Genomic DNA, 14,024 nt, shown 5'->3' with positions numbered 1-14,024 from the left:
GCGCAAGGCCCGCCTTCAGCCGGTCAGTCCACGAATGGGTCGCGGACGAGGATCGTGTCTTCGCGCTCGGGGCTGGTCGAGACCAGCGCAACCGGGGTCTGGATCAGTTCCTGCACGCGCTGGATATATTTGATCGCCTGAGCCGGCAGTTCGGCCCAGCTACGCGCACCGGCAGTGGTTTCCTGCCAGCCGTCCATTTCCTCGTAGATCGGCTCGACGTTGGCCTGGTCGGCAGCGTGGCTCGGGAAGTAGTCGAGCACCTTGCCGTTCAGGCGGTAGCCCGTGCAGATCCGCACCTTGTCGAAGCCGTCGAGCACGTCGAGCTTGGTCAGCGCAATGCCGGTGACGCCCGAGATCGCACAGGACTGGCGCACCAGCACCGCGTCGAACCAGCCGCAGCGGCGCTTGCGGCCGGTGACCGTGCCGAATTCGTGACCGCGCTCGCCGAGCTTCTGGCCCGTCTCGTCCTCGAGCTCGGTCGGGAACGGACCCGAGCCGACGCGCGTGGTGTAAGCCTTGACGATGCCGAGCACGAAGCCCGTCGCGCTGGGACCGAGACCCGAGCCCGAAGCGGCGGTGCCGCTGACCGTGTTCGAGCTGGTGACGAAGGGATAGGTGCCGTGATCGACGTCGAGCAGTACGCCCTGCGCGCCTTCGAACAGGATGCGCGCGCCGGCCTTGCGCACGGTGTTGAGCCGGCTCCACACGGGCTCGGCATATTGCAGCACGAAGGGCGCGATCTCGCGCAGCGCGTCCTGCAGCGCCTTGCGGTCGACCGGCGGCTGGCCGAACCCGGCGCGCAGCGCATCGTGGTGCGCGCAGAGCCGGTCGAGCTGCGAATCGAGCGCGTCGACATGGGCAAGGTCGCAGACGCGGATCGCGCGGCGGCCGACCTTGTCCTCATAGGCCGGGCCGATGCCGCGACCGGTCGTACCAATCTTGCCGGCGCCGGCGGCGTTCTCGCGCATGACGTCGAGCTCGCCGTGGATCGGCAGGATCAGCGGGCAGTTGTCGGCGATGGCGAAGTTCTCGCGCGTGATGGTCACGCCCTGGCCTTCGAGCTTGGCGATCTCCGACTTCAGGTGCCAGGGATCGAGCACCACGCCGTTGCCGATGATCGACAGCGTGCCGCGCACGATGCCCGAGGGCAGCAGGCTGAGCTTGTAGACCTGCTCGCCGACGACGAGCGTGTGGCCGGCGTTGTGGCCGCCCTGGAAGCGCACCACGGCGTCCGCGCGGCTGGCCAGCCAGTCGACGATCTTGCCCTTGCCCTCGTCGCCCCACTGGGCGCCGATCACGGTCACGTTAGCCATTTGTAGATTCCTCCACCCTGCCAATGAAATCCGCAAGCGCCCTTCGACAGGACTCGGCGCTCGGGATGGGACAGGCGGGCCATCTGGGCCCAATGCGGGGCGCGGCTTACTTGCGCGGCCCGCGGGGGTCAAGCGCGCAGGATGACAAATCAGCGACGGTTTATTGTCGCGAGCCGCGTTTAACGGCAATCAGGCGGAAATGCAGGAGTTCTGGCATGAGGAATTGGCTCGTTTCTGCGGCGGTGGTGGCGCTGCTCGGAGCCGGAGTCGTGGAGGCACAGCCCTACGGCGGACGGCTGGGCGGCCCCGACTTTCCCGCTGCAACACCCGACCAGCGGGTCGATTACGGCAACGACCCGATGCAGCGGCTCGATTTCTGGCGGGCCAAGAACCAGTTCGCCGCCGCGCCGCTGGTCGTCTTCGTCCACGGCGGCGGCTGGAGCCGCGGGAGCAAGGACAATGCCACCGGCCGCTGGAAGGCCGTGCACTACGCCGAGCAGGGCTATGCCTTCGCCTCGATCGACTACCGCCTGGTGCCAGGCAACACGGTCGAGGACGAGGCCCAGGATGTCGCCCAGGCGCTGAAGGCGCTGCTCGACCGCGCCCAGGCGCTCGGCATCGACAAGCGCCGTGTCGTGCTGATGGGCCACAGCGCCGGCGCGCATCTTGTCGCGCTGGTCGGCACCGACGAGCGCTACCTGCGCGCTGCGGGCCTGTCCTTCGCCGACCTCGCCGGGGTGATCCCGATCGACGGCGCCGGCTACGACGTGCCCGTACAGATGGCCGATGCCGGAGCCTTCATGAAGTCCACCTACCAACAGGCCTTCGGCACCAACCTCGAACGCGAGCGGCAGCTCTCACCCACGCTCCATGCCGAAGCGCCCAATGCGCCGCGCTTCCTGCTGCTCCACGTCCAGCGGCCCGACGGCATCCGCCAGGCGCAGGAGTTCGCCGCGGCGCTGCGCAAGGGCGGCACCGCGGTCGAGGTCCAGCAGTTCACCGGCAACGGGCTGATGGCGCATATGGAGATCAACCGCCGGCTCGGCGATCCGGGGTATGCCGCGACGCCAGTGGTCGATGCCTGGCTGAAACGGGTTTTTGCGCGCTAGACACAAAGCGCGTTCTGCGTCGTTGTAGGCAGCGAGGGAGATTCGCTTGCGGAACATCGACTTCTCGTCGTGGCAGAGCGTGCTGGCGACGCTGTTCGGCCTGGCGCTGGTAACGCTGATCGGCGTCGGCATCCGGCTCGTTGCGATGTCGACGATCCAGCAGCGGCGCGAGCGGGTGAACCGCCAGATCAACGAGCGCCTGCGCACCCTGATCGCCGCCTACAAGACGCTCGGCGGATCGTTCACCGGCGACCTCGCGGTCGATCCGCGGCACCTGCGCCAGCTCCGCGAAACCGGGCACCTTGAAGGCGACGGCACCGCCCTCCCTGGTCTGGAACTCTCGCTGACCGGCTCGGACCGCTCGCGGCGGATCCGCGATACGGTGGAAGCGGCGCTGTCGGACATTATCCTGCTCGGCACCGAGCGCCACGTCCGCCTCGCCGAGAAGGCCGCGCGCGAACTCGTCGCGGGCCATCCCGTCCACACCCACGAACTGGTCATCGCGCTGCGCGATTTCATCCGCGAGGCGCTGGACCTCGATCCCATCCCCCACGACCTCGCGATCCCCATGCAGGGCCCGGCACGGCCCTCGTCCGGCGGCGGCAAAGGCAAGGGCGACGAAGGCCGCTCAGGCGGCAACGAGAAAGGCGGCGGCGGTATGGGAATGGGGATGGGCATGGGCGCCGGCATGGGTGGCGGCCTGGCCATCGGTGGCCTGGCGGGCGACCTGCACGAGGATCATGAAGACCAGCACTGAGGCAGCGCGAGCAGCGCCCAAGAAACAGGCTAGTCCCATTTTGGAACATCTTGGGATTTTCCACGCCGTTTTATTGGGTTACACACGCCTTCATCGCAAATTTACCAGTTGCTCGTTCTCGCGATGAACTTACCGTGATGTGAGTAGCGTGAGCTTACTGACCGGTCTCTCCCGTAGACGACCGCATATCTCGCGCATTGGGGGGCCAAACGAATGCGGATCGCACGACTCGATGAGAGAGGGCCGCCTTTCCGGCTCGCTTCGCCCGGCAACGATCGGACGTTATGACTATCAACAAACACGTCATCGTATATGCGGCGCCCGCGCACGAACCGGTTCCAACGATCGAATGCAGCTGCGGCTGGACCGCCACGGGCGATGACGCCGATGGCCGGGTCCACCGCGAGGTCATGAGCGAATTGCTCAGCCAGTGGCTCGAACACGTCGAACTGGAGAATGGCCCCTAGGAGACCGCTTGCGCAGGCGCGCGCGGCGGGTCACGATCCTGTCCGGGCAGGAGGACATCGCGCGATGAAAGTCGGCTTCATCGGCCTCGGCAGCATCGGCATCTTCATGGCCCAGCGACTGGCGCAGGTCGGCTTCGACGTGACGGGCTGCGACATTGCGCCCGAAATGCTGGCGGCATTCGACTGGCCCGGGACGCGCCGCGAGCGCGATCCGATTGCCACCGCCCGTGGCGCCGAAGTGCTCGGCCTCTGCGTGCGCACCGACGCGCAGCTCGAAGCGCTGACCGCGGACGGCGCGCTGTTCGCCGCGGTCGGCGCGGGCGGCATCGCGGTGATCCATTCGACGGTCGCGCCCGAACTGGCCCAGCGGTTGGAACATGCCGCGGCGACGCACGGCGTCGGGCTCATCGACGCGGGCGTCTCGCCGGGCGGGCCGCATGTCGGCGAGGGCAAGGCCTCGATCTTCGTCGGCGGCTCGGACGATGCCGTGGCGAAGGCGAGGCCCTATCTCGAAGCACTGGGCCGCGTCGCGCATCTCGGGCCGGTCGGGCGCGGGCTGGAAGGCAAGCTGCTCAACAACCTTGCCTCGACCGCCGGCTATGGCCTCGCCGTGTCGATCCTCGAACTCGGCCGACAGCGCGGCTTCGACCCTGAAGTGCTGCGTGGCGCGCTGCTCGCGGGATCAGCGCAGAGCTTTGCATTGCAGGTCGCGCCCGGCCTGCTCCGCCCGAGCGGGCCTGGGGCGACAGGCTCGCTCGACAGCCTGCATGACCTGCTCAAGAAGGACGTCGATCACGCCGCGCATCTCGCCGCCAATCCCGACGACCCCGCACTGAGGGTGCTGCTCGACGCCGCGCAAGCGATGTTCGACGCGCTGAAGGCGCGGGCGGCCGAGCAGGACTAGCGCGGCAGGTTGTAGAAGCCTCTGACCGACGCGATCCTGCCTTCCTCGTCGAAGCGGAACTGGTCGACGACAGGTGTGAGCCTGCGCCGGGCTTCGGGTGGCCCCATCTCGCAGGCCATGATCGCCAGCGCCTCATTCCCGCAGACGATGATCTCGTCGGTCAGCCAGATGCGGACTTGGTTGCGGACGATGTCGCTCCATATCCGGCCGACCACCTCGGCCTTGCCGCGGACCCGGCGGATGCCGACCGGGTCTTCGTAGAAAACGTCCTCGGCATAGAGCGCGGCCCAGCCTTCGGCGTCCTGTTCGGACTGCACACGGCAGTAGGTCTCAATGGCAGCGACGATCGCGGCCCGGTCGGTCGCGGCGTCGGTCATGCCTTCCTCCACAGCATCGCCCAGACGTGCGGGCCGGCGTCGGGTATGTCGAACTCGGCCACCGTCTCGAAACCAACGTGGCGGTAGTAGCCGAGGTTGTCCGGGTTCATGACCTCGACATAGACCGGCATGCCCTCCGCTCCGGCCAGATCGAGCCCGGCGCGCACCGCCGCGCCGCCCAGCCCCAAACCCTGCGCGGTAGGCGCGACGCCGATGAACTGGAGATACCACCAGTCGAAGTCCCCTGGCTGATGTGCCTTGAGCGTCGCGCCCATGAGCTGCGAGCGCGCGGCACCAGAGCTGAAGGCCTTGGCCATGCTTGAATGCCAGGGAGCCATTTCGCCGGGCTCGGGATTGATCCGCCCGGGCTGCCGCCAGAGCGAGACCGCCTCGCCGGCCGCGGACCGCAGCGCGATCCCGTTCACCAGCGTCCCGCCGACGATCGGCGCGAAGAAATGCGGTAGCCGCATGATCCGATCGGCGCGGTCGGGCCAGATCCAGGCGAGGCCCGGATCGTCGACGAAGGCTTCACAGAACGTGTCGATCATCGCACCGGCATCACCACCTTGCGCGCGCATCATTGTCGATGGCATCGGCCTCTCCCATGAGAACAATGTTCTCATTTCGATTTAGCAGAGGCGAGGCGGCGGACCAAGCCGCGAGCGCAACGCCTTGGCGATGCCGGGATTAGAGAGCCGCCGCTTCGCCCTGGTCGAGCCGGTGGGTGCAGCCGAGCGCCTTGGCGTCATCCGCGTCGGACAGCGCGGCGACGGTCCGCCAGCCGATCGCGCGCAACCGCGCGGCCACTTCGGGATCGTGGCCGAGCGGCAGGAACAACGTGTCGCGCCGGGGCTCTGCCGCGGCGAGCGCGTCGATCAGCGGATCGGGATAGAGCGAGAAGCCGATCGCTGCCTCGTCCTGGCCGGCGTCCTTGGTCAGGATGCGGTAGGTCCCGCCGCGGCCAAGCGCGCCGGGGACGCCCTCGGCATAGATCGTGAAGCCGAACCACGACTGATATTCGAAGCCGTGGCGCTCCGACGGGTCGAGCGTGACGCGGGCGAGTCCCGAAACGCGGCCGGCGATCTCGCGCAGGCCCTTGATGCGGCTGGCCAAGGCACCGCCGGCGTCGATCGCGGCGAGGCGTTCGATCGCCGTTTCGAACGGGCCAATCGCGTAGAGCAGCGGCAGGTAGGCGTCGCCTCCCGCCTCGACGAGCCCACCGGCGTCCTTGGCATCGAGCTCGCGGCGCACCGCCTCGATGGCCCCCGGCGCCAGCGGCAGCGCCTTTTCGGCAAGGGTGTCAACAAGATCGGGAAGCGTGAAGTCGACCGAAACGCCCTGTGCGCCCGCTGCCTTGAGCGCTTCGATCGCCATGGCGACGATCTCGGCCGCCGCGGCGACCGAGTCGCTGCCGATCAGCTCGGCGCCGAGCTGCAAGTGCTCGCGCGCGGGATCGAGCCCGTCCCCCTTGATCGTGACGACCTGGCCAGCGTAGCAGAGCCGCAGCGGGCGCGCCGCGACGGCAAGGCTGGTAGCAGCGATGCGGCCGACCTGCGGCGTCATGTCCGAGCGCAGCGCCAGGGTGCGCAGGCTCACCGGATCGACGAAGCGGAACATGCGGCGCGGGCGCACGCCTTCCATGCGGCTCGCCAGCGACTTCTCGAACTCGATCGAAGGCGGCTGGACGCGGTCGTAGCCGTGGCTCTCCATGACATCGACCGCACTGCGCGTTACGCGCGCGGCTACCGCGGCGCCGTGCGGCAGCCGGTCTTCGAGCCCTTCGGGGAGCAGATCGCGGTCGGTATCTTCCATGGTGGACGCGCTTTAGTCACGTAAAACGGGATTGTCGAACCTTGGCGCCTGGCCTTCGACAAGCTCAGGCTGAGCGGGTCTTGGGTTTATCCCAACATCCGCTCGTGCTGAGCTTGTCGAAGCACATCAGGAGAAGGCCAGCGCCTTCACGCGCTTGACACCCGGCAGCTTGCAGGCCTTGTCGAGCAGGTCCTGCGACACCGGGCTGTCGACCGAGAGCAGCAGCACCGCTTCGCCGCCGGCTTCGCGGCGACCGAGGTTGAAAGTGCCGATGTTGATCGCGTTCTCGCCCAGCAAGGTGCCGACGCGGCCGATGAAGCCCGGCGCGTCCTCGTTGACGATGTACATCATCGGGCCGGCCAGCTCGGCCTCGACCTTGATGCCGAACAGTTCGACCAGGCGCGGCTCGCGGTTATTGAACAGGGTACCGGCGACCGAACGCTCGCCCGCGTCGGTCTTCACCGAGACGCGGATCAGCGTGTGGTAGTCGCCCTCGCGCTCGGTCTTGACCTCGCGCACTTCCATGCCGCGCTCCTTGGCGAGGTAGGGCGCGTTGACCATGTTCACGCTGTCCGACTGGACGCGCAGGAAGCCAGCAAGCACGGCAGCGACGATCGGCTTGATGTTGAGCTCGGTCGCCGCGCCCTCGGTGTGGATCGAGATGCGCGGGATCGAACCCGTGGTCAGCTGGCCGACCAGCGAACCCAGCTTCTCGGCCAGCGCCATATAGGGCTTGAGCTTCGGTGCTTCCTCGGCCGAGAGCGAAGGCATGTTGAGTGCGTTGGTGACGCCGCCGCTGACGAGGTAATCGGCCATCTGCTCGGCCACCTGCAGCGCGACGTTGACCTGGGCCTCGTTGGTCGAGGCGCCGAGGTGCGGCGTCGCGACGAAGTTCGGCGTGCCGAACAGCGCGTGCTCCTTGGCCGGCTCGGTGACGAAGACGTCGAGCGCGGCACCGGCGACATGGCCGGAATCGAGCGCGGCCTTGAGCGCGTCCTCGTCGATCAGCCCGCCGCGCGCGCAGTTGACGATGCGCACGCCCTTCTTGGTCTTGGCGAGGTTTTCCTTCGACAGGATGTTGCGCGTCTGGTCGGTCAGCGGGGTGTGCAGCGTGATGAAGTCGGCGCGCTCCAGAAGCTGGTCGAGCTCGACCTTCTCGACGCCCATGTCCACCGCACGCTCGGGCGAGAGGAACGGATCGAAGGCGACGACCTTCATGCGCAGGCCGAGCGCACGGTCGGCGACGATCGAGCCGATGTTGCCAGCACCGATCAGGCCCAGCGTCTTGCCGGTCATCTCGACGCCCATGAAGCGGTTCTTCTCCCACTTGCCAGCCTGGGTCGAGGCATCGGCCTCGGGCAGCTGGCGGGCGAGCGCGAACATCAACGCGATGGCATGCTCGGCCGTGGTGATCGAGTTGCCGAAGGGCGTGTTCATCACGACGATGCCCTTGGCCGAAGCCGCAGGAATATCGACGTTGTCGACGCCAATGCCGGCGCGGCCGATGACCTTGAGGTTGGTCGCGGCCTCGATGATCTCCTTGGTCGCCTTGGTCGAGGAGCGGATGGCGAGGCCGTCGTACTGGCCGATGATCGCCTTCAGCTCTTCGGGGGTCTTGCCGGTGATCTCGTCGACTTCGCAGCCGCGCATACGGAAGATCGCCGCGGCATTGGGGTCCATCTTGTCGGAAATGAGGACTTTGGGCTTGGTGGTCATTGTCTGTGTCCTTCGTCATCCCGGGCCTGACCCGGGATCCCGCTTGTTCGACGCGGGCGGAAAGGGGAAGCGGGCCCCCGGCTCACAGGCCGAGGTGACGCATTTGTTTTAGGCGGCCTTGAGGCTTTCCCAGGCCCAGTCGAGCCAGGGGCCGAGCGCCTCGATATCGGCCGTGTCGACCGTGGCGCCGCACCAGATGCGCAAGCCCGGAGGAGCATCGCGATAGCCGGCGATGTCATAGGCCGCGCCGGCCTTTTCGAGCAGACCCGCGAAGGACTTGATGAAGTCCGCATCGGCACCCTCGACTGTCAGGCAGACCGAGGTCTTCGAGCGCGTACCGCGATCCTCGGCGAGATGGCCGAGCCAGGGGCGCGCGTGGACGATCTTGTCGAGCGCATCGGCATTCGCGTTGCTGCGCGCCTTGAGGCCTTCGGCACCGCCGATCGACTTCGCCCATTCGAGCGAGAAGATCGCGTCTTCGACCGCGAGCATCGACGGGGTGTTGATCGTCTCGCCCTTGAACACGCCCTCGGCGAGCTTGCCCTTCGAGACGAGGCGGAAGACCTTGGGCAGCGGCCAGGACGGGGTATAGCTTTCCAGCCGTTCGACCGCGCGGGGGCCGAGGATCAGCACGCCGTGGCCGCCCTCGCCGCCCAGCACCTTCTGCCAGGAGAAAGTGGCGACGTCGATCTTGTCCCAAGGGATGTCGTAGGCGAAGACCGCGCTGGTCGCGTCGGCGAAGGACAGGCCCTCGCGGTCCGCCGGAATCCATTCGCCGTCGGGGACGCGCACGCCAGAGGTGGTGCCGTTCCAGGTGAACAGGACGTCGTCCGACCAGTCGACCTTGTCGAGATCGGGGAGCTGGCCATAGTCGGCGCGGAAAACGGTGGGTTCGAGCTTGAGCTGCTTGACCGCGTCGGTCACCCAGCCCTCGCCGAAGCTTTCCCAGGCCAGCGTCGTCACGCCGCGCGCGCCGAGCATGGTCCACATCGCCATTTCGAAAGCGCCGGTGTCCGAGCCGGGAACGATGCCGATGCGGTGCGTATCGGGCAACTGCAGCACTTCGCGCATCAGGTCGATGCAGTACTGAAGGCGCGTCTTGCCGATCTTGGCGCGGTGCGAGCGGCCCAGCGATTCGGTGGCGAGCTTGTCGGGGGGAGTATCCGGGCGGCTTGGCGCAGGGACCGGAAGAGAAGAACGGCCGCGCAGGCTTGCGCGCCGGCATTTGGGTATCAGTCATTTAAGACTCTCCTTACAGAGAGCACGCGCGGCGTTGGGACCGCGTGGCCCGGCGCCGCGTTTAGAGGGGTGGGGCGGGAAGTCAACCCGCGGCGAGCCACGCCGTCGAAAGCCGCCGCCGCTTCGCTCGGCCGGCTATCCCATTGCGACGAGTCGAAGCGAACCTCATGGTAAACCCCAATACTTTCTCGGGGTGCGCCCCTGTATCGTCGCAGCATCACCACGAAGTCGGATCGTCGGTCCATCTATCAGGATGCCAAGTTCCGGCCCTGAACAGGGGTATATTTATGCGCGTCATTGCGATGATCGCGGTCGGCGGAGCCTTGCTTGCAACACAGCCGGCTTTCGCCGCCAATCTGATTGCCAACGGCAGTTTCGAGCTGCCGGTGATTCCGGGCGGGACCAGTCAGAACGATCCGAACAACGTCATCATTCCGAGCTGGACCGCGGTCAATGCCGACATCATGGCCAACAATTTCAACGGCACGACGGCCACCGCCTTCGAGGGCGTCCAGTACCTCGATCTGGTCGGGTTCTCGCCGTCCGGCTCGATCGCGCAGACTTTCGCGACCGTGGCCGGCCAGACCTACACCCTGACTTTCGGCTATTCGAACAACGCCTTCAGCGGACCGAACAGCCGTTCGGCCGAAGTGCGGATCGGCAGCGATCTGCTCGACATCATCACGCACAGCAGCGCCACGGCGAACAACCTGAACTGGTCGATCTACACGACGAACTTCGTCGCAAACGACGCGCTGACCAAGCTGTCCTTCATCGGCAGCGGCGACGCCAATGCCGGCATCCTGCTCGATGCCGTGTCTGTGAACGTGGTTCCGGAGCCGGCGACCTGGGGCATGATGATCCTCGGCATCGGCGCGGTCGGCGGCGCGCTACGGCGTCGGCGGCAGGGGGTTCGCTACGGCTTCGCCTGACCACGGGCACACCTCGAAAACGGCAAGGGAGTGCGCTACGCTCCCCTTTATGCTCGGAGGCAAGGTTCCTGGGGATAAGGCCAACGGCCTGCCGCAAGTGAAACGCTTTGTTAACCATCTTGCTTAAGAATCGCGCGCATGATGCGGCGATTTCTTTCTCTGCTCCCGGTCCTCGCGCTGCTCGGCGGCTGCATGGACATTCCGCAGGCGCAAGGGCCCAAGCGCCCCGCGGTCCGCCAGCCCACCACGACTTTCTCGCCGCGCCCCGAAGCCCGCCAGTGCCTAGCCAACCTCGGCGCGACGCGGGCCAATTTCACCCCGCTACCCGACCAGTATTTCGGCGCCGGCTGCTCGACCGTTAACACCGTGCGCCTTGCCAGCCTGCAGGGCGACTATGCCGCGCTGGCGCTGTCGAACCTCGGCCCGGTCGCCTGCCAGCTCGCCAGCACTTTCGCCGCCTGGGCCCGCTTCGGCGTCGACCGCGCGGCGCGCCAGGTGCTCGGCAGCGGCCTGCTGCGGATCGAGACGATGGGCTCCTATTCCTGCCGCAACGTCGCCGGATCGGCCAAGCGATCGGCCCATGCCCGCGCAGAGGCGATCGACGTCTCCGCTTTCGTGCTCGAGGACGGCCGGCGGATCAGCGTGCTGGGCGACTGGAACGGCGGCACGGCGTCGGAGCGCCAGTTCCTGCAACTGGTCCATGCCAGCGCCTGCAAGCGCTTCGGCACGGTGCTCGGGCCGAACTACAACGCGGCACACCACGACCATTTCCATGTCGAGCTGAGCGGCAGCGCCTTCTGCCGATAAACGAAACCCTCTCCCTTTGGGGGAGAGGGTTTCGCAAACCTGAGGCTGCGACGCTCCACTTCCGCGGAGCGCCAGCAACTCATCAAAGCTCGATCAGAGATCCAGGTTGTACAACCGCGCCGGGTTGTCCTGCAGGACCTTCTTGCGCACGGCCGGGGTATGGCCGCCGAGCACGTCCTTCAGGTGGGCCTGCACGCCCGGATAGAGCGAGGTCGGGTGCGGGAAGTCGGTTTCGAACATGATGTTGTCCTCGCCGATCGTCTCAAGCAGCAGCTTGGGCGCGACCTTCTCGAACCAGAAGCTGCACATGAACTGGTCGCGGAAGTATTCCCACGGGCGCCGCTTGAGCATGCCCTTCTTGCTGGGCAGCATCTCGTCGAACTGATGCTCAAGCGCTTCGACGGCGAAAGGCACCCAGCCAGCACCGCTCTCGATCAGGCCGATCTTGAGCTTGGGATGCTGGTCGAGGCGGCCCGAGACCATCCAGTTGCCCAGCGTCGCGGCATTGCCGATCGAGAACATCGTCGCGACGACCGACAGCGTCTGCTCGAAGCCGAAACCGTCCCAGGTCAGCGTGTTGGGATCGATCGCCGCGTTGAGGTGGAAGTTCAGCGGCATGCCGGTGGCTTCGCACATCTCGAGGAACGGTGTCCAGTGATCGCTCAGGAAGCTCGGCACGCCGACGCGCTCGGGCGTGTCGGGCAGGACGAAGCCCTTGAGGCCCATGTCGTGGCAACGCTTGGCTTCGGCCATCATCGCGGCGTGATCCCAGAACGGGAGGTGCGCCATGTTGAAGATGCGGTTGCCCGACTCCTTCTGGATCTCGGCCGAGGCGTCGTTGTAGATCTTGACGATCTCGACCGCGAGGTCGTTGTCGCCGAGGCTCATCAGCGAGCCGGCCTGGGTCACGCCCGAGTTCTGGAAGGCGATCTGGGCATAGATGCCCATGTCATCCATCGCCTGGATGCGGTCCTTGATGATGTGGCCGCCGGGGTGGGCCTGTTCGAGCTTCGGGAAAGCGAGGCGGCCGAGCAGCTTGTTCTTGTCCTTGCGGATGACATTGCCACCCATCGAGCCGAAGTTGCGGTCACCCACGTACCAGCGCTCCACGCCGTCGGCGTCGAGCTTCACGTGGGGCACCTTGTCCTTGTACTTGGCCGGCGCGCGCGAGGTGAAAAGGTCGGGCGCTTCGGTGATGTGCGTGTCGCAATCGACGATCTTGATGCCTTCGAACATCGGATCGAGGCCGCCCGACTGCGAGGCATAGTCGACCTCGCGGATCACGCCGCCTTCGGTGTAGCCAACCGCGGACCAGTACATCTTGGCGTTTTCGGCCTGCGGATTGGTGTCGGCCTCTTTGGTGTCGGCGTCGTCGGCCATGGCAGTTCTCCCAGGATGAGGAATAATGACTCCATGTCGCAGTCCAGGGCGGCGATTTCAATGCGTAGAGCCAACGCCCTTGCGATGATTCACCTCCCGGAAGTGCCAAATCGGGCTATGGAGCGGCATGACCGACGCCGATCGCCGATCCGCCCCCGCAACGCAGCGCAATCGCGAGCCGATTCTCGCGGTGCTACGCGATGTCCTGCCCACCGATGGCCTGGCCCTGGAAGTGGCCAGCGGCACGGGCGAGCACGCCCTCGCTTTCGCCGCAGCGTTTCCCGGGCTCACCTGGCAGCCGAGCGATCCCTCGGACGATGCGCGCGCCTCGATCGCGGCCTGGTGCGACGGCGCGGCGAATGTACTGCCCCCGCTCGACCTCGATGCCGCGGCGGAATGCTGGCCGATCGACCGTGCCCGGGCGGTGCTCTGCATCAACATGATCCACATCAGCCCCTGGGAAGCGACCGAGGGCCTGATGCGCGGTGCGGCACGGGTTCTCGGGACGGGTGAACCGCTCTATCTCTACGGCCCCTACCGCCGGCCCGACCGAGAACTCGAACCGAGCAACGCGGCCTTCGACGCCGACCTCAAGCGCCGAGATCCGCGCTGGGGGCTGCGCGATCTCGACGCGGTGACAGCCTGCGCCGAGGCCAACGGGCTCGCGCTCGAACAAGTGATTGAGATGCCGGCCAACAATCTCTCGGTCCTGTTCCGCAAAGGCTAGAATCGACACCCGCCGGCACTTCGCCGCGCGCGGCGCTCCGTTCATCCCGCTTTGCATTTTGATGAACAGACTGCTCCGGACCCATTCAGGCGCCTTGAGCGATTCTCTCCTGACAGACCGCCGAGATCTGAAGGAGGATGATATGAGAAAACTGATCCTGGGGGCCGCCATGGCCGCCATGCTTTCGCCGCTCGCCGCCACCGGCGCTTCGGCCCAGTCCTATGGCTATGGCTACGGTGGGGGCTACCGCGGCGGTGGCAACGAAGTGCGCCGCGAAGTGCGCGAATGCCACCGCGAGCTCCGCCGAGCCGACAGCCGCCGCGAGTACGAGCGCGAGCGCCGCGAATGCGCCCGCGAGATCGCGCGCGCGCGCCGCGATTCCTGGCACGACCGCCGCGACTGGCGCCGTGACGGCTACAACGACCGCTACTACGGCGACCGTTATGGCTATGGCTACGGCTATCGTGGCTGGTAATCATGAGGC

Annotated in this window: 14 protein-coding genes and 1 pseudogene; 8 read left to right on the top strand and 7 right to left on the bottom strand. The window is 66.8% G+C overall.

The features are described from left to right. Positions 1–23: 23 nt before the first annotated feature. On the bottom strand, positions 24–1,313 hold the full coding sequence (locus KRR38_RS25825; RefSeq protein ID WP_217406289.1) for an adenylosuccinate synthase: 1,290 nt from the start codon (positions 1,311–1,313) through the stop codon (positions 24–26). 215 nt (positions 1,314–1,528) lie between these two features. Here KRR38_RS25825 and KRR38_RS25820 point away from each other — a divergent pair, with 215 nt between their 5' ends. From KRR38_RS25820 to KRR38_RS25805, 4 genes are all read left to right on the top strand, one after another. After that, positions 1,529–2,422: an alpha/beta hydrolase gene (locus KRR38_RS25820; protein WP_217406288.1), complete on the top strand. Its 894-nt coding sequence runs from the start codon at positions 1,529–1,531 to the stop codon at positions 2,420–2,422. A gap of 46 nt (positions 2,423–2,468) precedes the next feature. Beyond that, positions 2,469–3,179 carry a hypothetical protein gene (locus tag KRR38_RS25815; protein WP_254514978.1) on the top strand — a complete coding sequence of 237 codons (711 nt, stop codon included), beginning with the start codon at positions 2,469–2,471 and terminating at the stop codon, positions 3,177–3,179. Positions 3,180–3,463: 284 nt separating this feature from the next. After that, positions 3,464–3,646 (top strand): hypothetical protein, encoded by a 183-nt coding sequence (locus KRR38_RS25810; RefSeq protein ID WP_217406287.1) that lies wholly within the window; start codon positions 3,464–3,466, stop codon positions 3,644–3,646. A gap of 64 nt (positions 3,647–3,710) precedes the next feature. After that, a complete protein-coding gene (locus tag KRR38_RS25805) occupies positions 3,711–4,550 on the top strand; it encodes an NAD(P)-dependent oxidoreductase (protein WP_217406286.1) in 840 nt (279 codons plus the stop codon). On the opposite strand, the gene KRR38_RS25800 is transcribed toward KRR38_RS25805, so the two are convergent. From KRR38_RS25800 to KRR38_RS25780, 5 genes and pseudogenes are all read right to left on the bottom strand, one after another. Then, positions 4,547–4,927, bottom strand: coding sequence for a nuclear transport factor 2 family protein (locus KRR38_RS25800; RefSeq protein WP_217406285.1), 381 nt, complete (start codon positions 4,925–4,927; stop codon positions 4,547–4,549). The genes KRR38_RS25805 and KRR38_RS25800 overlap by 4 nt on opposite strands. Then, complete coding sequence (locus KRR38_RS25795) at positions 4,924–5,520, bottom strand: GNAT family N-acetyltransferase (RefSeq protein WP_217406284.1); 597 nt, start codon at positions 5,518–5,520, stop codon at positions 4,924–4,926. Before KRR38_RS25795 ends, KRR38_RS25800 begins: the two co-directional genes overlap by 4 nt. A 94-nt stretch (positions 5,521–5,614) precedes the next feature. After that, on the bottom strand, positions 5,615–6,739 hold the full coding sequence (locus KRR38_RS25790) for an ATP phosphoribosyltransferase regulatory subunit (protein ID WP_217406283.1): 1,125 nt from the start codon (positions 6,737–6,739) through the stop codon (positions 5,615–5,617). A 126-nt stretch (positions 6,740–6,865) separates the two neighbouring features. Then, entirely contained in the window at positions 6,866–8,455 is a 1,590-nt protein-coding gene (serA, locus tag KRR38_RS25785; protein ID WP_217406282.1) for a phosphoglycerate dehydrogenase, read from the bottom strand. 108 nt (positions 8,456–8,563) lie between these two features. Beyond that, positions 8,564–9,695: pseudogene (locus KRR38_RS25780) on the bottom strand (phosphoserine transaminase). A 286-nt stretch (positions 9,696–9,981) separates the two neighbouring features. On the opposite strand from KRR38_RS25780, the gene KRR38_RS25775 reads away from it, so the two are divergent. Both KRR38_RS25775 and KRR38_RS25770 read left to right on the top strand, forming a co-directional pair. Continuing rightward, positions 9,982–10,626, top strand: coding sequence for a PEPxxWA-CTERM sorting domain-containing protein (locus KRR38_RS25775; RefSeq protein WP_254514977.1), 645 nt, complete (start codon positions 9,982–9,984; stop codon positions 10,624–10,626). Between the two features lie 141 nt (positions 10,627–10,767). Next, positions 10,768–11,433, top strand: coding sequence for an extensin family protein (locus KRR38_RS25770; protein WP_217407466.1), 666 nt, complete (start codon positions 10,768–10,770; stop codon positions 11,431–11,433). A gap of 93 nt (positions 11,434–11,526) precedes the next feature. On the opposite strand, the gene KRR38_RS25765 is transcribed toward KRR38_RS25770, so the two are convergent. After that, on the bottom strand, positions 11,527–12,813 hold the full coding sequence (locus KRR38_RS25765) for an amidohydrolase family protein (protein ID WP_217406281.1): 1,287 nt from the start codon (positions 12,811–12,813) through the stop codon (positions 11,527–11,529). Positions 12,814–12,940: 127 nt separating this feature from the next. On the opposite strand from KRR38_RS25765, the gene KRR38_RS25760 reads away from it, so the two are divergent. Together KRR38_RS25760 and KRR38_RS25755 are read left to right on the top strand one after the other, a co-directional pair. Further along, positions 12,941–13,540, top strand: coding sequence for a DUF938 domain-containing protein (locus tag KRR38_RS25760; RefSeq protein ID WP_217406280.1), 600 nt, complete (start codon positions 12,941–12,943; stop codon positions 13,538–13,540). Between the two features lie 142 nt (positions 13,541–13,682). Beyond that, positions 13,683–14,015, top strand: a complete 333-nt coding sequence (locus KRR38_RS25755; protein ID WP_217406279.1) for a hypothetical protein — start codon at positions 13,683–13,685, stop codon at positions 14,013–14,015. Positions 14,016–14,024 lie beyond the last annotated feature (9 nt).

This window comes from Novosphingobium sp. G106 (assembly GCF_019075875.1).
Classification (GTDB): Bacteria; Pseudomonadota; Alphaproteobacteria; order Sphingomonadales; family Sphingomonadaceae; genus Novosphingobium.
This window is presented reverse-complemented; position numbering and strand designations above follow the sequence as displayed.

Excerpts from the sequence above, each read along its gene's own strand:
- KRR38_RS25800 (WP_217406285.1), bottom strand. The coding sequence starts at position 4,927 with ATGACCGACGCCGCGACCGACCGGGCCGCGATCGTCGCTGCCATTGAG.
- KRR38_RS25760 (WP_217406280.1), top strand. The coding sequence starts at position 12,941 with ATGACCGACGCCGATCGCCGATCCGCCCCCGCAACGCAGCGCAATCGC.
- KRR38_RS25810 (WP_217406287.1), top strand. The coding sequence starts at position 3,464 with ATGACTATCAACAAACACGTCATCGTATATGCGGCGCCCGCGCACGAA.
- KRR38_RS25755 (WP_217406279.1), top strand. The coding sequence starts at position 13,683 with ATGAGAAAACTGATCCTGGGGGCCGCCATGGCCGCCATGCTTTCGCCG.
- KRR38_RS25795 (WP_217406284.1), bottom strand. The coding sequence starts at position 5,520 with ATGCCATCGACAATGATGCGCGCGCAAGGTGGTGATGCCGGTGCGATG.
- KRR38_RS25790 (WP_217406283.1), bottom strand. The coding sequence starts at position 6,739 with ATGGAAGATACCGACCGCGATCTGCTCCCCGAAGGGCTCGAAGACCGG.
- KRR38_RS25825 (WP_217406289.1), bottom strand. The coding sequence starts at position 1,313 with ATGGCTAACGTGACCGTGATCGGCGCCCAGTGGGGCGACGAGGGCAAG.
- KRR38_RS25820 (WP_217406288.1), top strand. The coding sequence starts at position 1,529 with ATGAGGAATTGGCTCGTTTCTGCGGCGGTGGTGGCGCTGCTCGGAGCC.
- KRR38_RS25765 (WP_217406281.1), bottom strand. The coding sequence starts at position 12,813 with ATGGCCGACGACGCCGACACCAAAGAGGCCGACACCAATCCGCAGGCC.
- KRR38_RS25805 (WP_217406286.1), top strand. The coding sequence starts at position 3,711 with ATGAAAGTCGGCTTCATCGGCCTCGGCAGCATCGGCATCTTCATGGCC.
- KRR38_RS25770 (WP_217407466.1), top strand. The coding sequence starts at position 10,768 with ATGCGGCGATTTCTTTCTCTGCTCCCGGTCCTCGCGCTGCTCGGCGGC.
- serA (WP_217406282.1), bottom strand. The coding sequence starts at position 8,455 with ATGACCACCAAGCCCAAAGTCCTCATTTCCGACAAGATGGACCCCAAT.
- KRR38_RS25775 (WP_254514977.1), top strand. The coding sequence starts at position 9,982 with ATGCGCGTCATTGCGATGATCGCGGTCGGCGGAGCCTTGCTTGCAACA.